The organism is Streptomyces sp. NBC_00080 (genome assembly GCF_045041255.1).
In the GTDB taxonomy this organism is placed as follows: domain Bacteria; phylum Actinomycetota; class Actinomycetes; order Streptomycetales; family Streptomycetaceae; genus Streptomyces; species Streptomyces coriariae.
On sequence record NZ_CP108235.1, the window covers coordinates 8,074,698 to 8,098,187 of the forward strand.

Genomic DNA, 23,490 nt, shown 5'->3' on the forward strand with positions numbered 1-23,490 from the left:
GGGACCCGGGCCGAGACCCCGTCCGAGACCCGGCGATCGGAACCGTTCCCCGTACACCCGAGGGTGTGCGGGGTCCGACGGTTCACGAGGCGCCGGACGGGCCCGTCCGGCGCCTCGACGCAGCCGGGTGAAGCCTGAGGCGCCGTCACCTCCACGGGGCATGCATGAGGATCTCCGCCGTATCCGGCCGGGTCGGCGGAATCGACGCGCTGGAGGCGAGAGTGACGAAAGAACGAGCCGAAGAGACCGGCCCCCACACCATCAGGGTCCCGGTCCTCATCGTCGGCGGCTCCCTGGTCGGGCTGGCGACCTCGTTGTTCCTGGGACGGCTGGGAGTACCGCACGTACTGGTGGAGCGCCACGCCGGCACCTCCATCCATCCCCGCGGCCGCGGCAACAACGTCCGCACGATGGAGCTGTTCCGGGTGGCGGGTGTCGAGCAGGCGATCCAGGAGGCCGCCGCCACCCTGGCCGACAACCACGGCATCCTGCAGACGCCCACCCTGGTCGGCGACGCGGGCGAGTGGCTGTTCCGGGACATCGACCCGGGCGGCGGCCTGGCCCGCTTCAGCCCCAGCTCCTGGTGCCTGTGCAGTCAGAACGACCTGGAGCCGGTCCTGCTCGACCACGCCGAGCGGCACGGCGGAGACCTGCGCTTCCACACCGAGATGATGTCGTTCGACAGCGACGCCACCGGCGTCACCGCGGTGGTCAAGAGCCGTAGGACGGGCGAGCACACCACCATCCGCGCGGACTACCTCGTCGCCGCCGACGGCCCCCGCAGCCCCGTCCGGGAGCAGCTCGGCATCGGTCAGAGCGGGCCCGGCGACCTGTTCCACAACGTCAGCCTCACCTTCCGCTCCCGCCGTCTCGCCGACGTCGTGGGCGACCGCCACTTCATCGTCTGCTACCTGACCGACCCGGAGGCCGACGGCGCCCTGCTGCCGGTGGACAACCGCGAGAACTGGGTCTTCCACGCCCCCTGGCACCCCGAACACGGCGAAACCCTGGAGGAGTTCACCGACGAGCGCTGTGTCGAGCACATCCGCCGGGCGGTCGGGGTCGCCGACCTCGACGTGGAGATCACCGGCAAGGCGCCCTGGCACGCCGCCCAGCGGGTCGCCCGCAGCTACCGGTCGGGACGGGTGTTCCTGGCCGGCGACTCGGCCCACGAGATGTCCCCCACCGGGGCCTTCGGTTCCAACACCGGTATCCAGGACGCGCACAACCTCGCCTGGAAGCTGGCAGCGGTCGTCGACGGCTGGGCGGGGGAGGCGCTGCTGGACACCTACGACGCCGAGCGTCGGCCCGTCGCCGAGGCCACCAGCGCCCGGGCCGCCGCCCGGTCGGCCGAGCACAGCCACCCCGGGTTCGCCGCGCCGCCCGCGGCCGGCGGCGGCGGTCCCCAGCGAGGCATCCTCAACGTGGCCCTCGGCTACCGCTACCCGCAGGGCGCCGTCGTCGGCGCCGACCCCGCGGTCCCGGTCGTGCCGGAGAGCCTCGACCTGACCGGCGGACCCGGCAGCAGGGCACCCCACCTGTGGGTCCGCCGCGGGAACGAACGGCTCTCGACCCTCGACCTCTACGAGCGGACCCTGGTCCTGCTCAGCGACGCCGCCGAGCCGAGCGGATGGCACGAGGCCGCGACCCGCCTCGCCGAGGAGCTGGTCCTCCCGCTCAGGTCGTACCGGGTGGGCACGGGAGCCGACGCGGACCTGGTGCCGGAGGGCGACGCCGACTGGGCGGAGCGCCACGGCACGGCACGCGGGGGCGCCGTACTCGTGCGGCCCGACGGATTCGTCCTATGGCGGTCGCCGGGTCCGGACGCGGACGCCGAGGCGACGCTGCGCCAGGTCCTGAAGACCGGGCTGGGGCTCGTCTGACCCCGCGGGCTTCACCCGTGTGAACGCCCCGAGTGGTGCCGCGGCGACGGGCGGCTGACGGTGGATCACGTCCCGTTCGGGTCACCCGAGCTGACGAGGTGTCGGCTGCCCGGTCGTGACGGAAGGACCATCAGATGCGTTCAGCTCGCATGATCCTGGCCACCGCGGCGGCTTCGGCCGCCCTCGCCATCGGCGCCCCCGGCGCCTACGCGGCCGGTGACACGGACCACGACGACTCGTCCTACAGCAAGGAGGACAGCTCCTCGTACGGCAAGGAGCACGACAAGGAGGACGACTCCTCGTACAGCAAGGAGGAGCACGGCAAGGAGCACGGCAAGGAGGAGCACGACTCCCCGCACGGCGGCATGCACACCGGCGGCGGCGCCCTCGCCTCGGTGAACGACGGCGGCGGCGCGGCCAAGGACCCCAAGTACGACCCCGAGACGTACAAGGACAAGGACACCGAGAACGGCGGTGAGCACGGCAAGGACTCCTGGAACGGCGGGAAGGAAGAGGAGTCCGGCGGCTGGAGCAAGGAGCACGACAAGCCCAGCGGCGGCATGCACACCGGCGGCGGCGGCCTCGCCACCCCGTCGACGACCGCGGCCGGACTCGGCGTCCTCGCCGTCGCCGGCACCGGCCTCTACGCCCTGCGCCGCAGGAAGACGGCCGGAAGCGTGGCCTGACCCATGCCGGACGCGATAGCGAAGCCGCGGCCGCCACCGGTACCCCAGGGTGGCGGCCCGGCTCGCTCCCCGTGCTCTGTCCGCCCCGCTGCCGTGTCCGAATGAGGTGGTCCCCGATGGCAGTTCCCTCTTCCTCCTCCCCTTCTCCCTCCGACCCCGCCAAACCCTCCGGCACCGAGCCGACGTCCACCGAAGAGGGAACTTCCCGCGCCGGCGTGATGATGGTCTGCGCCGCGGTCGCGTTGCTCCTGGCGCTGAACCTGTTCGGCGGCGGCAACGACACGTCGACCGGTACCGCCAGCCCGCCGCACGCCCCGCCCGCCGCCGGCTCGGTCCCCGCCGCCCGCGCGCCGGACGCGCCGGCCCCGACCGCCGGTGAAGCGGACACCGGGGGCGCGGTGGGCAAGCATCTGCCGCGCTCCCGGCCCGTGCGGCTGTACATCCCGAAGATCGGGGTCGACGCCCCCTTCGTCGACCTCGCCATCGGCGCCGACGGCCGGCTGGAGCCGCCTCCCGCGAACGATGTCAACCTCGTCGGCTGGCACGCCAAGGGAGCCTCACCCGGCGAGACGGGCACCGCGATCATCGCCGGGCACGTCGACACCAAGACCTCCCCGGCCGTCTTCGCGGGGCTCAGCCAGCTGGCGAAGGGCGACGCCTTCCAGGTCCTGCGGGCCGACGGCGCCAAGGCGTCCTTCCGGGTCGACAGCGTGGAGACCTTCGACAAGGCCGACTTCCCCAGCGAACGGGTGTACAGCGACACCTCCGAGGCGCAGGTGCGGCTCATCACCTGCGCGGGGGCCTACGACCGGCGGGTCAAGGACTACACCGACAACCTGGTCGTCTTCGCTCATCTCGTCTGACGGCCGGCCGCCCAGTCACCCACGTAGTTCATCCGAGTCGCGCGCTTGCGGGGACGGGCACAGGATCGAGGAACGCTGACGTCGCATCACCGCGGCCGACGTTCACCTTTCCCCTCCGCGAAGGAGATGTGCGCAGGATGACCACCACCTCCGAACGTGTTGCAGGTTCGCGGGCGCGACAGGCGTCACAACGTGTCTCCCAGTCCGTGTTCGACGGCTCCCGGCTCCGCGTCGTCCTGCTGGTCGACGTCTACGACGGCGCCCAGCAGCAGTTCCTCGAGGCGTACGAGCAGCTCTGCAACCAGGTCGCGTCCGTCCCCGGGCACGTCAGCGACCAGCTGTGCCAGTCCATCGAGAACCCCTCGCAGTGGCTCATCACCAGCGAGTGGGAGAGCGCCCCGCCGTTCCTCGCCTGGGTCAACAGCGAGGAGCACGTGGCGATGGTGGAGCCGCTGCACAGCTGCGTGCGCGACACCCGCTCGCTGCGCTTCCACGTCGTCCGCGAGACGGGTGGCCCGGTGGCGGCAGCCGACCAGGCGAAGCGCCGGCTGCAGACGTCGCCCAGGATCGGCGACGGCGTGATCCGGCACGCGCTCACCTTCACCGTCAAGCCGGGCAGCGAGGAGATCGTCGCCAAGATCCTCGCCGACTACGCCTCACCCGAGCCGCAGGTCGACGACACCACCCGGCTGTGCCGCACCTCGCTGTTCATGCACGGCAACCGGGTGGTGCGGGCCATCGAGGTGCGGGGCGACCTGCTCTCCGCGCTGCGGCACGTCTCCCGGCAGCCCGAGGTGCGGGCCGTCGAGGAGGCCATCAACCCCCATCTGGAGCAGGACCGGGACCTCAACGACCCCGAGTCCGCCCGGGTCTTCTTCACCCGCGCCGCGCTGCCGGCCGTCCACCACGTGACGGCGGAGGAGCGGCAGAACCCGCAGGCCGAGCGGTACGCCCTGTACTACCCGGCCCGCCCGGACCGCGGCATGAAGCTGGCCGAGCTGCTCGCCCGGCAGGACGAGGCGGCGGCGGACGACCCGCGCAGCCCGGTCCTGCGCAGCACGATCTTCCAGCGCGACGACGTCGTCGTACGGCTGATCGACGTGCGCGGCGGACTCGAGGCCGCCGACCCGGTACAGGCCCTGGGTCTGTCCGACCCCGGACAGGTGGCCGAGCTGACGACGCTCCAGGACGACGCCGCCGGCGCGTCCGAGTCGAAGGACGGCCCTCTCGCGCGCTTCCTCGAACTGGCGCGCATGGATCTCGTCACCGACCGCCGGTCGCCCGACGCCTGATTCGCCATCACGTGGCAGGGGCGGTGCCCCGCCCCTGCCACGTCGGTGCACCACATCATCGGAGGAAGTCGTGATCACTTCTCGTCACAGAATCATGGATCTCAGCGAGGTCGAGCCCAACACCCGGCGAGGCGGCGACCTGCGCGCCATGCTCACCCCGGCCACGGTGGGCGCCACCAGCGGCTTCATGGGCCTGGCCCTCATCCAGCCCGGTGACCGCATCGGTGAGCACTACCACCCGTACTCCGAGGAGTTCGTGTACGTGGTGTGCGGACAACTGGAAGTGGACCTGGACGGTGAGCCGCACCCGCTCCAGCCCGAGCAGGGGCTCCTGATCCCCCTCAACGTGCGCCACCGCTTCCGCAACGTCGGCAAGGTGGAGGCCCGTATGGTCTTCCACCTCGGCCCGCTGGCCCCGAGCCCGCCGCTCGGTCACGTCGACACCGAGGGAACCGAAGCCGAGCCCGCCGTGGTCGGGGCGGAGTCGGCCGAGCGACGTCAGGTGCGCTCATGACGAGACGAGTGGCGGTCACCGGCATAGGCATCGTCGCCCCGGGCGGCATAGGCGTACCGGCCTTCTGGAACCTCCTGGCGGACGGGCGTACGGCGACGCGGGCCATCACGTTCTTCGACCCGACGGGTCTGCGGTCGCGGATCGCCGCCGAGTGCGACTTCGACCCGGCGGCCCACGGCCTGGACGCGACGGACGTCGAGCGGTGCGACCGCTACATCCAGTTCGCCCTGGTCGCCGGGGACGAAGCGGTTCGCGACGCGGGTCTCGACCTGGCCGCCGAGAACCCCTGGCGGGTCGGTGTCTCGCTGGGCACCGCGGTCGGCGGCACCACCCGGCTGGAGAACGACTACGTCGCGGTCAGCCACGGCGGGCAGCGCTGGAACGTGGACCACCGGGAGGCGGCCCCGCATCTGCACCGCGCGTTCACGCCCAGCACGCTGGCCTCGACCGTGGCGGAGCGGTTCGGGGCGCGCGGTCCGGTGCAGACCGTCTCCACGGGCTGCACCTCCGGGCTCGACGCGGTCGGGTACGCCTTCCACACCGTGGAGGAGGGCCGGGCCGACATATGCATAGCCGGCGCCTCGGACTCGCCGATCTCGCCGATCACCATGGCGTGCTTCGACGCGATCAAGGCCACCTCCTCGAACAACGACGACCCGGCCCACGCCTCGCGTCCCTTCGACGCCGACCGTGACGGGTTCGTCATGGGCGAGGGCGGCGCCGTACTCGTCCTGGAGGAGCTCGAGCACGCCCGGGCCCGCGGCGCGCACGTCTACTGCGAGCTCGGCGGGTACGCCACGTTCGGCAACGCCTACCACATGACCGGCCTGACCAGTGACGGCCTGGAGATGGCCCGGGCCATCGAGGAAGCCCTCGACCACGCCCGGCTCGACGCCACCGCGATCGACTACGTCAACGCGCACGGCTCGGGCACCAAGCAGAACGACCGCCACGAGACCGCCGCGGTGAAGCGGGTCCTGGGCACCCACGCCTACGACACGCCCATGAGCTCCATCAAGTCGATGGTGGGCCACTCCCTCGGCGCGATCGGGGCGATCGAACTCGTCGCCTGTGTGCTGGCCCTGGCCAACCAGGTCGTACCGCCGACCGCGAACTACGAGACGCCCGACCCCGAGTGCGACCTGGACTACGTCCCGCGCGTGGCACGTGAGCGCAAGCTCGCCAGCGTGCTCTCGGTGGGCAGCGGGTTCGGCGGCTTCCAGTCCGCGGTGGTCATGAACCGGCCGAGGGAGAAGACACGATGAGCGAACCCCAGCCACGGCGCGCGGCCGTCACGGGAATCGGTGTGATCGCGCCCAACGGAGCCAGTACCGAGACCTTCTGGAAGTCCACCAGGGAGGGCATCAGCGTCCTGGACCGGGTCGACCGCGAGGGCTGCGAGGATCTGCCGCTGCGGGTGGCGGGTCAGGTCCGCGACTTCGACCCGTCGGCCGCGATCGAGGAGCGCTTCCTGGTCCAGACCGACCGGTTCACGCACTTCGCGATGGCCGCGGCCGACTTCGCGCTGGACGACGCCCAGCTCGGCCGGCCGGAGACCGACGCCGCGCCCTTCTCCGTGGGCGTGGTCACCGCGGCCGGCTCCGGCGGCGGCGAGTTCGGACAGCGGGAGCTCCAGCAGTTGTGGGGCAAGGGCAGTCGCTTCGTCGGCCCGTACCAGTCCATCGCCTGGTTCTACGCCGCCAGCACCGGCCAGATCTCCATCCGCCGCGGCTTCAAGGGCCCCTGCTCGGTCGTCGCCGCCGACGAGGCCGGCGGCCTGGACGCCCTCGCCCACGCGGCGCGGGCGGTGCGCCGCGGCACCGACGTGATCGTGGCCGGCGCCACCGAGGCGCCGATCGCGCCCTACTCGATGGTCTGCCAACTCGGCTACGACGAACTCAGCACGGTCGACGACCCGACCCGCGCCTACCGCCCCTTCACCTCCGCGGCCTGCGGGTTCGTGCCGGCCGAGGGCGGCGCCATGCTCGTGGTGGAGGCGGACGGCGCGGCCCGGGCACGGGGCGCGCGGGTGCGGGCCCACCTGGCCGGACACGCGGCGACCTTCACCGGGGCCTCCCGCTGGGAGGAGTCCCGGGAGGGGCTCGCCCAGGCCGTCCGGCAAGCACTGCGGGAGGCCGACTGCGCGCCCGAGGAGATCGACGTGGTCTTCGCCGACGCGCTCGGTGTACCGGAGGCGGACCGCGCCGAGGCCCTGGCGATCGCCGACGCCCTCGGGGCGCACGGCAGGCGCGTGCCCGTCACGGCGCCGAAGACCGGGATCGGACGGGGCTACTGTGCGGCGCCGCTGATGGACGTCGCGGCGGCGGTGCTCGCGATGGAGCACGGCCTGATCCCACCCACCCCCAACGTCTTCGACATCTGCCACGACCTCGACCTCGTGACCGGCCGGGCCCGTACCGCCGAGGTACGCACGGCGCTGGTCCTGAGCCGGGGACTCATGGGGTCGAACTCGGCGCTGGTGCTGCGGCACGGCGCCACCGACGCCTCGTAGCGAGGCGCCGCGGAGCAGCAGAGGAAGGGAATGGCATGACTGACCGCATCACCGTGGAAGAGCTGGCCGAACTCATGAAGAAGTCCGCCGGCGTCACCGTCGACCCGGAGGAACTCCGCCGCGACGACACCGGCTTCGACCGCCTGGGCGTCGACTCGCTCGGCCTGCTGGGGATCGTGGGCGAACTGGAGAACCGGTACGGCACGCCGATGCCTCCCGACGCCGAACGCTCCAAGTCGCCCCGGCAGTTCCTCGACCTCGTCAACAGCGCCCTCCTGACAGGAGCCTGAGATGACCGGACACACACAGAACGAGATCACCATCGCGGCGCCTGTCGACCTGGTCTGGGAGGTGACCAACGACCTGGAGAACTGGCCGCGGCTGTTCAGCGAGTACGCCTCCGTCGAGATCCTCTCCCGGGAGGGACGCAGGACGACGTTCCGGCTGACCATGCACCCGGACGAGAACGGCACCGTGTGGAGCTGGGTCTCGGAGCGCGAGCCGGACCGCGACACGCTCACCGTCAAGGCCCGCCGGGTCGAGACGGGGCCCTTCGCCCACATGGACATCCACTGGCGGTACGAGGAGGTTCCCGGCGGTACGCGGATGGTCTGGACGCAGGACTTCGCGATGAAGCCGGAAGCGCCGGTCGACGACGAGTGGATGACCGACAACATCAACCGGAACTCCAAGGTCCAGCTGGGCCTGATCCGGGACCGCATCGAGAAGACCGCCGCCGAGCGCGGTGCCACCCCCGGTCTGACCGACTGAGCCGGACGGAGAACAGCACCATGCACCAAGCTCTGATCGTCGCCCGGATGGCCCCGGGATCGGCACCCGACATCGCCAAGGTGTTCGAGGAGTCCGACCGGGGAGAGCTGCCGCGGCTCGTCGGTGTGAACCGGCGCAGCCTGTTCCAGTTCGGCGACGTGTACATGCACCTGATCGAGTCCGAGCGCGACCCCGGGCCCGCCATCGCCAAGATCACCGGTCATCCCGAGTTCCGGGGCGTCAGCGAGCGGCTGGCCGCGTACGTCAGCGCGTACGACCCCGAGACCTGGCGTTCCCCGAAGGACGCCATGGCGCAGCGCTTCTACCTCTGGGAGCGTGAGCCGGCCGGCTGACCCCCGCCGACCGTCACCGGTCGCCGGGCCCGCGACGCTGCGGGCCCGGCGACCGGTGGTCTGTGTGCCTTCGTGTGTGTCTTCGCGGGCGGATCAGCCGGGGACGTGACAGTCGAACGCGTGCAGGTAGGGGTTGACCGGGCTGATGTCGTCGATGACGAGGCCCGCCTCCGTCAGCCGGTCCACCATGCTCTGGGTGGTGTGCTTGGCCCCGCCGACGTTCAGGAGCAGCAGCAGGTCCATCGCGGTGCTGAAGCGCATCGAGGGCGAGTCGTCGACGAGGTTCTCGATGACCACGACCCGGGTCCCGGGGCCGCCCGCCTCACGGACGTTGCGCAGCGCGCGGGCCGTGCTCTCGTCGTCCCACTCCAGGATGTTCTTGATGACGTAGACGTCGGCCTTCACCGGAACGGACGTACGGACGTCGCCGGGTACGACGCGCGCACGGCCGGCGAGGTCGCCGCCCGCGAGCAGACGCGGCACCGCGTTCTCCACCACCCGGGGGAGGTCGAGCAGCGCCCCGTGCATCGACGGGTACTTGTCCAGCAGGCTCGCGACCACGTGCCCCTGGCCGCCGCCGATGTCGGCGACGGACGAGATCCCCGTCAGGTCGAGGAACTCCGCGACGTCCCGCGCCGACTGCACGCTGGAGGTCGTCATGGCGCGGTTGAAGATGTCGGCCGACTCCGGGGCGTCCTCGTTGAGGTAGGGGAAGAACTCCTTGCCGTACAGGTCCTCCACCACGTTGCGGCCGGTGCGCACCGCCTCGTCCAGCATCGGCCAGGCGTCCCAGGTCCACGGCTCGGTGCACCACAGCGTGATGGCGCGCAGGCTGTTGGGGTCGTCCTCGCGCAGCAGCCGGGAGACGTCGGTGTGCGCGAAGGTCCCGTCCGGCGCCTCGGCGAAGACGCCGTAGCAGGACAGGGCCCGCAGCAGCCGTCGCAGCGGGCGGGGTTCGGTCTTGACCGCGGCCGCGAGGTCCTCCACGGCCATGGGGCTGTCGCCGAGGGCGTCGGCGACGCCCAGCCGGGCGGCCGCGCGCACGGCGGCGGCACATGCCGCCCCGAACGCGAGTTCCCGCAGCCGCATCGACGGCGGAGGGGCAGACTGAGCGGTCGTCATGTGCCGCCTTCCTTCTTGGGGTTCGTGGGGTTCACGGGGTTCAGCACAGGCCGGCGGGCTTCGACGAGCGGCAGGAGTTGCCTTCGAAGGTGTTGCCCTTGCCGGTGTCCGTGTTGACGAGGTCCGGGGAGTTGCCCCGCAGCAGGTTGTCGCTGATCCGGTTCCGCTCGCTGGTCGTGCCCACGAAACTCTTGAACAGGACGATGCCGCCGGACAGCGGGGACTTGCCGACGTTGTCCTTGATCACGTTCCGGGTGACCAGGCTGTCCTCGGCACCGGTCAGGACGATGCCGGAGCCCTGGAGGGCGTCCAGCCGCGCGGTCTTCGGGCACGACTTGTTGTTGCGCTCGATGCGGTTGTCGCGCACCGTCACGAAGCCGGCCTTCGGCTTGTTCTCGTCGCCGACGACGAACACGCCGGCGCAGTTGCCCGTGAGGTGGTTGCCCGCGAGGGTCAGGTTGCGCAGCCGGCGGACGGTGACACCGATCCGGTTGCCCTCCAGCCGGTTGTGCTCGACCACCGTTCCCTCGGTGTCCGTGGCGCCCTGCTCCTCCTTGACCGTGTTGGCGAGGAAGAGGCCCGCGTCGCCGTTGTCGCGGGCGGTGTTGTCGCGGAACACGCCATGGACCGAGTGCTCCGTGGCGATGCCCCACACGCCGTTCTTCACCGCGGTGACGCGCCGCACGGTCAGCCCGTCGGCCTCCGTGGCGTAGAGACCGGTCTTGGCGAAGCCGGTCACCGTCAGGGAGGCGACGGTGACGCCGTCGACGTTGTGGTCCTTCGTGCCCACGACGCAGATGCCGTTGCCGGCCGCGGCACAACTGGTCGCGGCCTTCGCGGCCCTCCCGGCCGTGCCGTTCTTCGCGGCGCCCGTTCCGGTGCTCGGGGCGGTGCCGGTGCTCGCGCCCGCCTCCGGTTCGAGCACCGTGCCGCGGCCCACGCCGCGCAGGGTGAGCCCGGGCGTGCTCACCTCGACGCTCTCGTGATAGGTGCCGTAGGTCAGCAGAACGGTGTCTCCCGGCTGGGCCGCGTCCACCGCCTTCTGGACGGATTCCCCCGGGTGGACCACATGGATCCTGTGCGCGGCGACCGGCGGAGCGGCTCCGAGGCCCGTCCCGATCAACGCCGCGGTGCACGCCAAGTACGCGATATGGCATTTCTTCATATTGCGCACGGTATGACCCTATGACCCCGGAACCGGTGGGATGGGCCATCCGGCGGCGTGTCCCTCCGGTCGCACACCGCCCGGCGGTCATCGCGGGCAGCCGGTCCCGGGGAGGGCGTCAGCCGGTGCGCGGGCGGCGGTTGCTCCGGGACGCGCGCCGGGAGAGTCGCCGCGGGCGGGCCCCGGCCGTCGGCTGCGGCTTGTCGGTGGAGGGCTTGTCCGGGGGCGGCTCGTCGGCGGGCCGCGTCCCGGCCGGCTCGTCCTGCCACGCCTCGTAGTCCGTGAAGGCGTCACCGGAGTCCTGGCCACCGGGAGATGGCGCGGCGCCCGCGTACTCGGGCCGCGGGACGTTCTTGAGCAGGGCCAGTGTCAGGGTGTCGGAGTCGGGCAGGGTGCCCGGCAGGGGCTGGGTGACCGTGTCGGGCAGCATGACGAGGGAGGTCGTGCCGGACTTCCCGCCGGAGGGCCGCAACTGGACGCGGATGCCGTGCCGCTCGGCGAGCCTGCCGACCACGAACAGCCCCATGTGCTGGGAGATGTCGACGTCGACGGTCGGCGGGTCGGCCAGCTTGCGGTTGATCACCGCGAAGTCGTCCGCCGCCAGCCCGATGCCCTCGTCGTGGATCTCGACCGTGATCCGGCCGTCGGGGAGCCGCACGGCGGTCACCCGCACCTCCGAGTGCGGGGAGGAGAACACCGTGGCGTTCTCCAGCAGTTCGGCGAGCAGATGTACGAGGTCGGGCACGGTCCGGCCGTCGATCTGGGCCTCCGGGAGCCCGGAGAGCCGGATGCGCTCGTACTGCTCCACCTCCGAGCAGGCCGCGCGGACGACGTCGACCAGCGGCAGCGGCCGGTCCCACTGCTCGGCGGGCCGCTCGCCCCCGAGCACCAGGAGGTTCTCGCCGTTGCGGCGGACCCGGGTGGCGAGGTGGTCCAGCCGGAAGAGGTTCTCCAGCTGCTCCGGGTCGGTCTCGTTGTCCTCCAGGCTGGTGATGAGGGCCAGTTGACGCTCGATCAGGGACTGGCCCCGGTGCGAGAGGTTGGTGAAGATCGCGTTGATGTTGCCCCGCAGCTGGGCCTGTTCGGCGGCGAGCCGGACGGCCTCGCGATGGACGAGGTCGAAGGCCCGGGCCACCTCGCCGATCTCGTCGGTGGTGTGGATCGGGATCGGGACGACCCGGGTGTCCACCTCGCCGGAGTCGGGCCGGGACATCTGGTCGACGAGAGCGGGCAGCCGCCGGCCGGCGATCTCGATCGCGGAGGCGCTGAGGCGGCGCATCCCGGTGCTCATCGTGCGGGCCACCCAGGAAGCGAGCAGAAACGCCACGAGCAGCGAGGCGAGCACGAGCGCAGCGTTGGTGACGGCGTCCCGGCGCGCGTCGTCGGCGATGTCGTGGGCGCTCGTGAGCGCGGCGTCGGTGAGGTTCACCTGGATGCCCCGGTAGGCGTCGAAGCCCAGCGTGGACGCGGCGAAGAACGACTCGGGCGTGATGCCCCGCGCGGCCAGTTCCGCGACCGGCTTCCCGTCGGCGATCTCGGCGATCATCACGTCGATGGCGGGCGGTGTGACGAACGTCCGCCCCGCCGCCGCGGCCTGTGCGGCAGCGGCGGCGGTCTGCTGTCTGCCGCGCTCCTCGGCGGCGGCGAGCGCCTGCTGGAGCCTCGTCACGTCCGCGGTGGTGCCGGCGCCCACGTACTCCTGGAGCCCGACCTGTTCGAGGTAGGCGTACGAGCGGAACGAGGCCAGCTGGGACGCCAGTTCGCCGGGGGCCAGCCGGTCGCGGTCCTCCACCAGCAGGTGGGTGCCGATGGACCGGATCAGGGACTCGGCCGCCTGCGTCAGGGACACGGCGTAGAGCGTCCGGCCGATGCTCGCCTGGCTGCTGCTGCCGAAGCCGAGCTCGTTCGAGATCTCCATCAAGGGGTGCTGGACGGTGTGGTAGCTCTCCTCGGTCTGCACTCCGGACATCCGGGAGGTGAACGCGTTGGCCCGCACGGCGGCGAGTTGCGCCTCACCGGCGCGGACCAGCTGTACCCGCCGGACGAGGCCGCCGGTCTTCGGCATCCGGTCGACCGCCGCGTCGAACACCCGGGCGTCCGCGTCGGTGATCTTCCGGGCCTGTACGACCGTGTCGGAGGTCCTGGCGCCTGTCAGCAGGGGGATGACCGACAGATCGCGCTCGTTGATCGCGTCGCTCGCGTATTTGTTCGCCGCCTGGATCAGTTCCGCCACGCGGACCGCGTCGTCCGCGTCCTGCCAGGTGTCGACCGAGCGTTTCACCCGTACGCCTCCGAGCACGAGGGCGACGAGCACGGGGATCAGCAGCACGGCCCGAAGCCGTCTGGCCACGGGCCAGTTGCGGGTGAGGGGCTTTCTTCGTCCCTCAGTCGCGGGTGAGTTCTTCGGCACGATCGACCTATCGCCTCTGGAGCGCCTCGCGCGTGACGCGCCGGGTACCCCTCACTACGACGCGTCGGCGGCACTGCGTTCAAAAGTGGTGCAAGTTTCACCTAAGACGTCGCTCGGGTTCGGCCGGCGCGCGGTCAGAACCAGTGCAGGCAGTGCGGGGAGCGCTCGGCGCGGAAGAGGGCGTCGGCGAGGCCGGCCGCGCCCGGACGGTGGGCCCGGATGTGCCCGGCACGCACGAGCGTGCTCGGGGCGGTACCGCCGAGGTAGACCGAACCCAGGTCGCTCACGTCCAGGGACAGGTCGGGCTCCCGGTCCGTCGGCACGCACTCGGCCTTGCCGTCCCGGACGGTCAGCAGGTGGCGGCCGTGCTCGCCGAGGAACGGGTCGTCGACGTCGAGGACGAGCTCGCCGTCCGTGCCCCAGCCGCGGCGCGGTCAGCGCACGCGGGACGTCCAGCAGCCGCACCCAGAGCCAGTCGGTGTCGTCGCTCACCTCGGCGGCCCGGAAGTCCGCGAACTGCCAGCGCAGCGGGTGCTCGGGCGGGAAGTGCTTGAACCTGGAACAGGTCCAGGAACGGGACCGGGCCGTCGGGTCCGACGACCTCGACCGTTCCGTCGAACTCCACCATCGGCAGCCGGCGGCGGTCCGCGGCGAGGGCGTCGCCCGCCCGGGTGTACGCCTTCTCGCGGACCAGGAGCTCGTCACGGGCGGTCTGCCAGGTGGCCAGGTCGACGACGGGCGGGCGGCCGGGCAGCGCGGTGGTCGGGTCGTGCGGCGTGGTCGTCATGGCGTCCTCCGTGGTGTCTCGTGCCGGGCAGCGTCCTACGACGTCCCGCGACGGTCACGAGAAGAGACCCGCGCCCCGCCAGGAACTCATCGCGACCGGCGGCGCCCGCGGGAGCGGGCCTGCACCGACCGGGCCGGGCGACCCGGGAGATCGGGCGGCGGGGCCGCGCGTCGGTCCGATGCCGGGGCTGTCGGTCCGATGTCGGGGCTGTCGGTCGGATGTCGGCGACCTGTCGGCCCGGTCCGGAACCTTTCGAGGTGATCCCGCCGGGCGCCCGTCCGGCAGGCGTTCGACACGCAAGGAATCACCATGACCACTGATGTCACGATCATCGGCGCCGGCCTCGGCGGACTCGTCCTGGCCCGCGTCCTGCACGTCCACGGCATAACGTCCACGGTCCACGAGGCGGAGGCCTCACCGGCGGCCCGCGCCCAGGGCGGGATGCTCGACATCCACGACCACAACGGCCAGCCGGCTCTTCGGGCGGCCGGCCTGATGGAGGAGTTCCGCGGCCTGGTCCTGGAGGGCCGCCAGGCGCTGCGGCTCCTCGACCGGGACGGGGCCGTCCTGTTCGACGAGCCCGACGACGGCACCGGCGGGCGCCCCGAGGTGCAGCGCGGCGAGCTGCGGCGGATGCTGCTCGACTCGCTCCCGGCCGGCACCGTCCGGTGGGGCCACAAGGCCCACACCACCCGTGCCCTCGGCGACGGCCGCCACGAGGTGACCTTCGCCGACGGCTCCACCGTCACCACGAGCCTGCTCGTCGGCGCGGACGGCGCGTGGTCACGGGTGCGGCCGCTGCTCTCCGCCGCCGTACCCGAGTACACCGGCATGTCGTACGTCGAGACCTATCTGTTCGACGGCGACACCCGGCACCCGGCGGCCGCGAAGGCGGTCGGCGGCGGGTCGCTGCTCGCGCTCGCCCCGGGCAGGGCGATCCAGGCCCATCGGGAGAAGGGTGACACCCTGCACGCCTACGTGGCGCTCACCCGGCCGCGGGACTGGTTCGACGCCGTCGATTTCTCCGATGCCGCCGGGGCCCGCGCGCGGATCGCGCGGGAGTTCGACGGCTGGGCGCCGGAGCTCACCGCGCTGATCACCGAGGCCGACACCGCCCCCGTCCTGCGCCCCCTCCACGCGCTGCCGACCGGGCACCGGTGGGACCGGGTGCCGGGGGTGACCCTGCTCGGCGACGCCGCCCACCTCTCGGTCCCGAACGGCGAAGGCGCCAACCTGGCCATGTACGACGGTGCCGAACTCGGCAAGGCCCTCGCCGCGCACCCCGACGACGTCGAGGCCGCGCTCACCGCGTACGAGCGGGCCATGTTCCCCCGCAGCACCGAGGCCGCGGCCGACGGCACCCGGCTCCACGAGCTCATGTTCGGCGACCACGCGCCCCACAGCCTGATCACCGCGTTCCTCGGGGACGAGCAGACGCCGTGACCTCCGTTCGTGGAACGGTCACCGGGACCGTTCCACGAACGTCTCCTCACGCCCGTCTGCGGGTGGCCTGGGTATGCCGCGACAGCGAGTCGATGACCACCGCGGCGAAGAGCACCCCGCCCGTGATGATGAACTGCACGGCCGGGGGAGTGTCCGTGATCGCCATGCCGGAGGCGATCGACTGGATGACCAGCATGCCGAGCACCGCCGACCAGGTCGTACCGCGCCCGCCGAACAGGCTGGTGCCGCCGATGACGGCCGCCGCGATGGCGTTGACCAGCAGCACGCCCGACCCCGAGCTCTGGCTCACCGAGGTGATGCGCGAGGCCAGGAACAGGCCGCCGACGGCGGCCATCGTGCCCGAGGCCGCGAGCACCGCGGTCTGCACCCACGTCACGCTGAGGCTGGCGCGGCGGGCCGCCTCGATGCTGCCGCCGAGCGCGTAGACCTGCCGTCCGTAGTGGGTGCGGCGGAGCACCACGTCGAGACCGGCCACCACCACGAGGAAGATCAGCAGGGCGAGCGGCAGCCCCTGGAACCGGTTGAGCAGGTACGCGACGCCGAAGGCGACCACGGCGACCGCTGCGGTGCGCAGCGCGATGGCGTGCACCGACCGGTGCGGCATACCGATGGCCTTGCGGCGCCGCCGGTCGCGGTCGCAGACGAGGAAGACCGCGCCCGTGGCGACCGCCGCCAGGCCGTAGGCCACGGCGTCGTCGGTGAAGTAGTAGCTGGTCAGCTTGGCGACCAGCCCGTTCTCGTCGAGGTTGACGGTGCCGTTGTCCCCGAGGACGGAGAGCATCAGGCCGTTCCAGGTGAGCAGCCCGGCGAGAGTGATCACGAAGGCCGGCACCCGGGTTCTGGCGATGGAGTAGCCCTGGACGGTCCCCGCCACGGTGCCCGCCAGCACCGCGACGATGAGCGCGAGCCACTCCGGCACCCCGTTGTTCACGTTCAGCACGGCGAAGACGGCCGCCGCGAGCCCGCTGATCGAGCCGACGGACAGATCGAGTTCACCGAGCAGCAGCACGAAGACGATGCCGACCGCGATCATCCCGGTGCCCACGATGTCGACGCTGAGATTGGACAGGTTGCGGGGCGAGAGGAAGTTCTCGTTGAGGGACTGGAAGGTGATCCAGACGACGGCGAGGACGAGGACGACGGGCAGCGAGCCCAGCTCACCGGCGCTCAGCTTGCGCCGGACGACCGCCGGCCCGCTCCGCACGGCACGGGCCGCGGCCCGCACGCGGGTCACCACCTCGCCTCCCGTGCGGCCGCCGGTGGGGGCATGCCCGGTGCGGCGCCGGAGACGGCCCCGAGCATGGCGGCGGAACGCCCGGAGCGAATCTCCGGCACGGAAACCATCTCCTTCCCGAGGGCGTCGGCTCCGGCGGCGTCAGGTCGACGCGCGTCCTGCCGACACGGTGTCCGTTCGATGGGGGTCAGGTCAGTCCGGCCCGGTCGCAGGCGGCCCGGAGCTGGGGCGTGCAGATCTGCCGGACGGTGTGCAGGCCGTCCTTCACCACCGTGTCCTCGATGTTGTCGACGGTCACCGACACCGGGGTGAGCAGCACGGCGGCGACCGCCTCCCCGCCGCTCGTCGGCACCTCGGCCGTGGCCACCTGCCCGAGATTCTCCCCGCGGGCCGCGGCGACCGCCATGGCACCGCCGGCGGCGGCCTCGGGCGCGAACGGCTTGAAGACGGTCATGTACTGTTCGCCGCCGACGATGCGCCGCAGGGCCGAGAGTTCGGCGTCCTGCCCGGTGACCGGGGGCAGCGGGTCGATCTTGTTCGCCTTGAGGGCGGAGATGCTCCCGGCGGCGAGGCCGTCGTTGGCCGCGTAGACCCCGTCGATCGACTCGGCGCCGAGGGCCGCGATGGCCCCGGACATGTTCATGTGCGCGGCCTCCCTACGCCACTGGAGGGTGTCGTAGGCCTTGCCGATCTTCACCTTTCCGTCGAGCACGGACAGGGCGCCGTCCTGGAACGACTTCGTGTTCGGGTCGCTGGGGTCGCCGTTCATCATGACGATCTCGGCGCCGGGCACCTTGTCGCCCATCGCCTTCAGCAGCGCCCGGCCCTGGAGCCGGCCGACCTCCTTGCCGTCGAAGGAGACGTAACCCGAGATGGGGCCCTCGGCGAGCCGGTCGTAGGAGATGACGGGGATGTCCGCCTTCTGGGCCTTGGCGACCGCCGGGCCGAGCGAGCGGGCGTCGACGGCCACGAGCATGATGGCATCGACCCCCTTGGTGATCATCGAGTCCATCTGTTCCTGCTGGAGGGCCACATCGCCCTTGGCGTTGGCGTGTTCGACCGCGCAGTCGGGGCACAGTTCGTGGATCTTCTTCTCCAGCAATGGCCTGTCCTGGGTCTCCCAGCGGGGCGTGGTGACGTCCGGCAGCAGCAGACCGATGCGCGGCCTGCCGTCCGGGCCCGGTTCGTCGGGGGTGTCCGCCCCACAGGCCGTCAGGACGACCGCGGTGGAGACCGCGGTCACCGCGGCTGCTGTGTCCCTGATGCAGGCCTTCATGGGTGATACCTGCCGTAGACGACAATAGGGTGGATGGCGGTGGATATGTTCGGTTGATCCTTATATGCGATTCTGGTGGGTGGGTGCCCCGATCTCAACCTGTCGGCACCTGCGGCAGGATGGGAGGTACGTTGCGGACATGCCTCGACCGGGCCCTGACCTTCGCCGGAGCGACACTGGCGGCGGTCTACGCGCCGGAGGTCGGCACGCGCGAGCTTCAGCTGGTGGACACGTCCGGAAGCGTCCCTTCCGGACCGGCACCGCCGGAGCGCCTGCCGCTGTCCGGTGACTCGCCGGCGGCGCGTGCCTTTCGCACCCACCACCCCCTGTGGCTGACCGCCGAGACCCCGCTCGGTGCGCTGCCCCTCGGCATCCAGGGCAGCCGGCTGGGCTGCCTCCTCGTCCTGGGGGCGTCCCCGGACGGCTTCGAGGCCGAGCAGCGCCGCTTCCTGGAGCGGTACGCCGACGCGGTCGCAGCCCTCCTCCCGCCGGGCGCGGACCCGCCGGTCCCGACACCGCTGCTGGGCCCCGCCCTGCGCAGCCTGCGCGTCGGCTCCTTCGTCCTCTCCCCGGAAACCGGCCTGATCGAGGCCGACGACACCCTGCTCGAACTGGTCGGCATCACACCGGACGACTTCGACGGCAAGGTCGACACCCTGCTGGCGCACGCCCTCCCGGAGGACATGCACGCCCTGATGTCGGTCCTGGAGCCGACCACCGACGCCTTCGGCCGACGGGACCTGGAGTTCCGGGTCCGGGGCCCGACCGGCGAGATGCGCTGGCTGAGCCTGAGCTGCCGGGCGGAGCCGGGCGCGGGCGACGGGCCGCAACAGGTCCTGGGCGTGGTGACGGCGACCCCGGTGCTGCGCCGCGGCGGCGACGACGTCTCCAGGATCCAGTGGCTGACGGCCGCCCTCGACGACGCGGCGACGGTCCGCGACGTCGGCCGCGTCGTCGTCGCCGCCCTGCGCGAGCCGCTGGCCGCCGACCACGTGGCCCTCGCCGCGGTCCAGGACGACCGGGTCATGGTCACCGCACTCGACCCGCCCCAGCCCGGCGCCTGGCCGGACGTGTGGCGCACCGAGTGGCGCACGGAATGGCCCGACGCACCGCTGCGCGCCCTGCCCACCCTCCAGGCGGCCCTGCGGGACGGCCGGATGGACCTCTGGCCCGCCGGTACCGCCCTCGAAGCCGACCTGGCCGGCATCGGAGCCGGGGGACTGGCCGTGCTGCCGCTGCCCGCCAAGGGCCAGGTGGCCGGGGTGTGCCTGGTCGGCTGGGACCGGCCGCACGAGTTCGTCCCCGAGGAGCGGTCCCTGCTCACCGCCACCGCGGCCCTGGTCGGCCAGGCCCTCAAGCGCGCCCACGCGCACGACGCCGAGCAGGAACTCGCGACGATGCTCCAGCGCAGCCTGCTGCCCCGGCGCCTGCCCGAACTGCCCGGCGGGACCGCCGTCGCCCGCTACCTGCCGGCCAGACGCGGGCTCCAGGTGGGCGGCGACTGGTACGACGTCATCGCCCTCTCCGAGGACCGGGTGGCCCTGGTCATCGGAGACGTCCAGGGCCACAGCGCCGGAGCCGCGACGATCATGGGCCAGATGCGTACGGCCGTCCGCGCCTACGCCATCGAGGGCCACCCGCCCGACGTGGTCGTCTCGCACGCCAACCGGCTCCTCGTCGGCATGGAGACCGACCTGTTCGCCACCTGCTGCTACGCCGAACTGGACCTGGAGGAGGGCAACGCCCTCTTCGTCCGGGCCGGGCACCTCGCGCCCATGCTGCGCCTTCCCGACGGCTCCACCGAGGAGGTCGAGGTGGCGGGCGGCCCCCCGCTCGGCATCCTGGCGGAGGCGGACTTCCCCATGACGGCCGTCGAACTGGCGCCCGGCACGGTCCTCGCCCTGGTCACCGACGGTCTGGTCGAGGCCGCCGACCTGCCCCTGGACGAGGGCATGCGCCGCACGCGCCTCGCGCTCGCCGCGGCCGACCCCGCCGACCCGGGGAAGATGGCCGACGAACTCCTCGGCGACGACGGCCGCCGGGAGGACGACGTGGCGCTGCTGCTGCTGCGCTACGACGGCATGAAGACCCGGCCGATCCGGGCCGGCTGGATGGTGTGGCGGCTGCCGGACGCCGTCATGCACGCCCGCCGCTTCACCGCGCGCACCCTGCGCCGCTGGAAGGTCCAGGAGGCGGCCGACGCGGTGCTGCTGGTCGTCTCCGAACTCGTCACCAACGCCCTGGTGCACACCCAGGGGCCGGTCCGGCTCGACCTGGTGCTGCGCGGGGACCGGGTGCGCGTCTCCGTGAGCGACTCCTCGCCGCGCGCGCCCGCCAAACCGGTGATCGTCGACTGGGAGGCGACCGGCGGCCGGGGCCTGCTGCTGGTCGAGGCGATGTCGGACGCCTTCGGGTCGGTCCCGGTGGCCGGCGGCAAACAGGTGTGGAGCGAGATCGCCGTGCCGGAGGGAGTGCCGTGAGGACGCGCCGCAGGGCCGTCGTCGCGGTGCTCGCCGCGGCGCTCCTGACGATGCCCCTGGCCGCCTGCGGAGGAGACGACAAGGAGGCCGGCGAAGGCTTCACCGTCGGCCTGCTGCTGCCGAGCCGCACGGTCCCGCGCTGGGAACACGCGGACCGACCGCTGATCGAGGCGCAGGTGAGGAAGCTCTGCCCCGGCTGCCGCACGGAATACGCCAACGCCGAGAACGACGTCACCCGGCAGCGGCAGCAGATGATCTCCATGATCACCAAGGGGGCCCGGGTCCTCATCCTCGACGCCGCCGACACCCGGGCGCTGCGCTCCTCCATCCAGGAGGCGGACCGGGCGGGTGTCCCGGTGATCGCCTACGACCGCCTGGCCGAGGGCCCGATCACCGGCTACGTGGGCTTCGACGGCCTCATGGTCGGCAGACTCCAGGGCGAGGCGCTCCTGAAGGCCCTGGGACTGAAAGCGGGGCAGAGGGCCGGGAACGACGACGTCGTCATGATGAACGGCGATCCGACCAGCCCGAACGCGGACTCCTACCGGAAGGGCGCGCTGTCCGTCCTCACCGGCGAGGTGCGGATCGCCCGGTCCTACAACACCCCGGACTGGAGCACCCAGAACGCCCACACCAACATGTCCGCCGCCATCGCGGCCCTCGGCCCGGACCGGATCGACGCGGTCCTCGCGGCCAACGACAGCATCGCCGCGGGCGTCGTCGCCGCGCTGAAGCGCGCCGGCGTCACCGACCTCCCGCCCGTCACCGGCCAGGACGCCGACCTCGACGCGGTGCGGCGCCTCGTCAAGGGCGAGCAGTACATGACGGTCTACAAGCCGTTCACGAAGGAGGCCGCCGCGGTCGCCGCCATGGCCGTCGCCGTCGGACGGGGCGAGGACCCCGAGGACAGCGCCACCACGACCGTCGACAGCCCCACCACGAAACGCATCCCGGCCGTCCTGCTCCAGCCGCGTGCGGTGACGGCCCGTGACATCGAGCGGATCCTGGTCAAGGGCGGCCTGTACACGACGGGCCAGATCTGCACCCGTGAACTCCTGACCGCCTGCGCGAAGGCGGGACTCACCCGCTGAGCCGCCGGGAGGCCGTCAGTGCTGGTGCGGCTGCTGGTGCGGCGCGCCGTACGGCTGGCCGCCGAAGCCGCCCGCGGCCTGCGCCGTCAACTGCTCCGCCTGCTCCTTGGTCAGCTTCTGCTCGGCACCGCAGAACGTGCACTGCGTCGCGTGACTCGTCGAGATCGGGAACAGCGGCACGAAGAACAGCGTGAACTTCGTGACCCGCTTGCGCAGCGTGTGCGCGGCGGGGTTGCCGCAACGGCCGCACACGAGCGTCAGTATCGCCAGCTGGTAGAGGTATCCCTTGGTGCCGAAGATGATCACGCTGTGCTTCCTTCTGGGTGAGTGTCCGTCCGGGCGGGTCGCCGTCGGGACGGCGGTCGGGACCGCTGTCCGCACCGCACAGTCTGCTGCATGGCCGGGTCACCCGGGTGAGCGGCAGGCGGGTCGATGCCCAGGGCCACGCGGGCGATCCCCCGGCCACGACTGCGGCGCCCGCCGCCGGCCCACCGCCATGGTCGTCTGGCCGCCGCACGGCGGCGTTTCCGGCTACCCCGCAAGGTAGGTCACATGCCCCGAGTCCCCCGTTCGGCGGGCGTCACCGCCGCCGCCCTCGCCCTCGGCCTGCTCGCCACGGCCCCCGCCGTCTCGGACGAGCCGGCGGTCTCCGCTCCGCGCGTCGTCGCCCACTTCGACCTCGCCAAGGGCCAGTCACCCGAGAGCATCGCCCTCGAACCCGACGGCTCCGCCGACCTGACGTTCTCCACCGCCCGGCAGGTCGTCAACGTCACCCGTCAGGGCAGGTCGCGGCTCCTCGCGACCCTGCCCGCCGTGACGAACCCGCAGACACCCGTCGTCGGCCGGGCCGTCGTCCTCGGCATCGCCCGCGCACAGGACGGCACCCTGTACGTCAACTACGCCACCGGCACCCGCGCGACCGGCATCTGGCGCATCCCCTCCGGCGGCGGCAAGCCCCGGCAGATCGCACAGCTGCCGCCGACCGGGTTCCCCAACGGCCTCGCCCTCGACGAACGCCGGGGCGTGCTCTACGTCGCGGACTCGGTGCTGGGCACCGTCTGGCGCGTCCCGCGCTCGGGCGGCAAGCCCACGGCGTGGGCCGCGGGAGCGCTGCTCAAGCCCCTCAACGCACCGCCCGCAGCCCGCGTCGGAGTCAACGGTCTCAAGGTCCACCGCGACGCCGTGTGGGTGTCCAATACCAACGCGGGCACGCTGCTGCGCATCCCGCTGCGGGAGAGCGGCTGCGCCGGCGCGATCGAGACCCGGGCGACGGGCCTCTTCGCGATCGACGACTTCGCGTTCGTGGACCGGCACCGCGACACGGTTCTCGCCGCCCTGGTCGGTGGCAGCGAGATCGCCCAGGTCCGCCCGGACGGCACCCACCGCATCGTCCTCACCCGACAGGACGGGCTGTCCAACCCCACCTCGGTGGCGGTACGCGGCCGGACCGCCTACGTCCCCAGCGCGGCGTACTTCAAGCAGCCCGACCCGAACCTGCTCCTGGCCCGCGTCCACCAACGCGACCGCGGCTAGCCGCCGGGCGGCCCCGTACCCGGAAGGCGGGGTACGGGGCCGTGGGGGAGGGCG

Annotated in this window: 20 protein-coding genes and 2 pseudogenes; 14 read left to right on the forward strand and 8 right to left on the reverse strand. The window is 72.3% G+C overall.

Features of this window, described 5'->3' with window-relative positions; translation table 11 throughout:
- Positions 1 to 164 precede the first annotated feature (164 nt).
- The 10 genes from OHU34_RS36165 (at position 165) to OHU34_RS36210 (ending at position 8,874) form a co-directional block, all read left to right on the forward strand.
- The gene (locus OHU34_RS36165; protein WP_230196562.1) at positions 165 to 1,883 is read left to right on the forward strand and encodes an FAD-dependent monooxygenase; all 1,719 of its coding nucleotides are present in this window, start codon (positions 165 to 167) and stop codon (positions 1,881 to 1,883) included.
- Between the two features lie 134 nt (positions 1,884 to 2,017).
- Positions 2,018 to 2,569 carry a hypothetical protein gene (locus OHU34_RS36170; RefSeq protein ID WP_405770262.1) on the forward strand — a complete coding sequence of 184 codons (552 nt, stop codon included), beginning with the start codon at positions 2,018 to 2,020 and terminating at the stop codon, positions 2,567 to 2,569.
- Between the two features lie 221 nt (positions 2,570 to 2,790).
- Positions 2,791 to 3,432 (forward strand): class F sortase, encoded by a 642-nt coding sequence (locus OHU34_RS36175; protein WP_200840086.1) that lies wholly within the window; start codon positions 2,791 to 2,793, stop codon positions 3,430 to 3,432.
- A gap of 137 nt (positions 3,433 to 3,569) precedes the next feature.
- The gene (locus OHU34_RS36180; RefSeq protein ID WP_142269140.1) at positions 3,570 to 4,724 is read left to right on the forward strand and encodes a SchA/CurD-like domain-containing protein; all 1,155 of its coding nucleotides are present in this window, start codon (positions 3,570 to 3,572) and stop codon (positions 4,722 to 4,724) included.
- A gap of 94 nt (positions 4,725 to 4,818) precedes the next feature.
- Complete coding sequence (locus OHU34_RS36185; protein ID WP_054240490.1) at positions 4,819 to 5,238, forward strand: cupin domain-containing protein; 420 nt, start codon at positions 4,819 to 4,821, stop codon at positions 5,236 to 5,238.
- A complete protein-coding gene (locus OHU34_RS36190) occupies positions 5,235 to 6,503 on the forward strand; it encodes a beta-ketoacyl synthase (protein WP_028806148.1) in 1,269 nt (422 codons plus the stop codon). The genes OHU34_RS36185 and OHU34_RS36190 overlap by 4 nt, the downstream gene beginning before the upstream one ends.
- Complete coding sequence (locus tag OHU34_RS36195) at positions 6,500 to 7,750, forward strand: beta-ketoacyl synthase N-terminal-like domain-containing protein (protein WP_142269139.1); 1,251 nt, start codon at positions 6,500 to 6,502, stop codon at positions 7,748 to 7,750. The genes OHU34_RS36190 and OHU34_RS36195 overlap by 4 nt, the downstream gene beginning before the upstream one ends.
- Positions 7,751 to 7,785: 35 nt before the next feature.
- A complete protein-coding gene (locus tag OHU34_RS36200) occupies positions 7,786 to 8,040 on the forward strand; it encodes an acyl carrier protein (RefSeq protein WP_142269138.1) in 255 nt (84 codons plus the stop codon).
- Position 8,041: 1 nt separating this feature from the next.
- Entirely contained in the window at positions 8,042 to 8,521 is a 480-nt protein-coding gene (locus tag OHU34_RS36205; RefSeq protein WP_142269137.1) for an SRPBCC family protein, read from the forward strand.
- 20 nt (positions 8,522 to 8,541) lie between these two features.
- Positions 8,542 to 8,874 carry a TcmI family type II polyketide cyclase gene (locus OHU34_RS36210; RefSeq protein ID WP_020125749.1) on the forward strand — a complete coding sequence of 111 codons (333 nt, stop codon included), beginning with the start codon at positions 8,542 to 8,544 and terminating at the stop codon, positions 8,872 to 8,874.
- Positions 8,875 to 8,967: 93 nt separating this feature from the next.
- Here OHU34_RS36210 and OHU34_RS36215 read toward each other — a convergent pair whose 3' ends face one another.
- The 5 genes and pseudogenes from OHU34_RS36215 to OHU34_RS36235 all read right to left on the reverse strand — a co-directional run.
- Positions 8,968 to 9,996: a methyltransferase gene (locus OHU34_RS36215; RefSeq protein WP_142269136.1), complete on the reverse strand. Its 1,029-nt coding sequence runs from the start codon at positions 9,994 to 9,996 to the stop codon at positions 8,968 to 8,970.
- 40 nt (positions 9,997 to 10,036) lie between these two features.
- Positions 10,037 to 11,161, reverse strand: coding sequence for a nitrous oxide reductase family maturation protein NosD (locus OHU34_RS36220; RefSeq protein WP_405770267.1), 1,125 nt, complete (start codon positions 11,159 to 11,161; stop codon positions 10,037 to 10,039).
- Between the two features lie 118 nt (positions 11,162 to 11,279).
- Positions 11,280 to 13,511 (reverse strand): nitrate- and nitrite sensing domain-containing protein, encoded by a 2,232-nt coding sequence (locus OHU34_RS36225; RefSeq protein ID WP_405770270.1) that lies wholly within the window; start codon positions 13,509 to 13,511, stop codon positions 11,280 to 11,282.
- Between the two features lie 194 nt (positions 13,512 to 13,705).
- Positions 13,706 to 14,126, reverse strand: a pseudogene (locus tag OHU34_RS36230) (sterol carrier protein domain-containing protein); the annotation flags it as partial.
- 1 nt (position 14,127) lies between these two features.
- Positions 14,128 to 14,358 (reverse strand): annotated as a pseudogene (locus tag OHU34_RS36235) (DUF899 family protein); the annotation flags it as partial.
- 309 nt (positions 14,359 to 14,667) lie between these two features.
- Here OHU34_RS36235 and OHU34_RS36240 point away from each other — a divergent pair.
- On the forward strand, positions 14,668 to 15,801 hold the full coding sequence (locus OHU34_RS36240) for an NAD(P)/FAD-dependent oxidoreductase (protein ID WP_142269134.1): 1,134 nt from the start codon (positions 14,668 to 14,670) through the stop codon (positions 15,799 to 15,801).
- A gap of 46 nt (positions 15,802 to 15,847) precedes the next feature.
- Here the strand turns inward: OHU34_RS36240 and OHU34_RS36245 are convergent, their stop codons facing one another.
- On the reverse strand, positions 15,848 to 17,059 hold the full coding sequence (locus OHU34_RS36245; protein ID WP_142269133.1) for a sugar ABC transporter permease: 1,212 nt from the start codon (positions 17,057 to 17,059) through the stop codon (positions 15,848 to 15,850).
- A gap of 184 nt (positions 17,060 to 17,243) precedes the next feature.
- Complete coding sequence (locus OHU34_RS36250; RefSeq protein ID WP_142269132.1) at positions 17,244 to 18,332, reverse strand: sugar ABC transporter substrate-binding protein; 1,089 nt, start codon at positions 18,330 to 18,332, stop codon at positions 17,244 to 17,246.
- Between the two features lie 119 nt (positions 18,333 to 18,451).
- On the opposite strand from OHU34_RS36250, the gene OHU34_RS36255 reads away from it, so the two are divergent.
- Both OHU34_RS36255 and OHU34_RS36260 read left to right on the forward strand, forming a co-directional pair.
- Positions 18,452 to 20,812 carry a SpoIIE family protein phosphatase gene (locus OHU34_RS36255; protein WP_405770274.1) on the forward strand — a complete coding sequence of 787 codons (2,361 nt, stop codon included), beginning with the start codon at positions 18,452 to 18,454 and terminating at the stop codon, positions 20,810 to 20,812.
- The gene (locus OHU34_RS36260) at positions 20,809 to 21,903 is read left to right on the forward strand and encodes a substrate-binding domain-containing protein (RefSeq protein ID WP_405770277.1); all 1,095 of its coding nucleotides are present in this window, start codon (positions 20,809 to 20,811) and stop codon (positions 21,901 to 21,903) included. The genes OHU34_RS36255 and OHU34_RS36260 overlap by 4 nt, the downstream gene beginning before the upstream one ends.
- Before the next feature lie 15 nt (positions 21,904 to 21,918).
- Here OHU34_RS36260 and OHU34_RS36265 read toward each other — a convergent pair whose 3' ends face one another.
- The gene (locus OHU34_RS36265) at positions 21,919 to 22,209 is read right to left on the reverse strand and encodes a zinc-ribbon domain-containing protein (RefSeq protein WP_020125738.1); all 291 of its coding nucleotides are present in this window, start codon (positions 22,207 to 22,209) and stop codon (positions 21,919 to 21,921) included.
- 246 nt (positions 22,210 to 22,455) lie between these two features.
- Between OHU34_RS36265 and OHU34_RS36270 the strand changes: the two genes are divergently transcribed.
- Entirely contained in the window at positions 22,456 to 23,436 is a 981-nt protein-coding gene (locus OHU34_RS36270) for an SMP-30/gluconolactonase/LRE family protein (protein ID WP_142269129.1), read from the forward strand.
- The last annotated feature ends 54 nt before the right edge of the window (positions 23,437 to 23,490 follow it).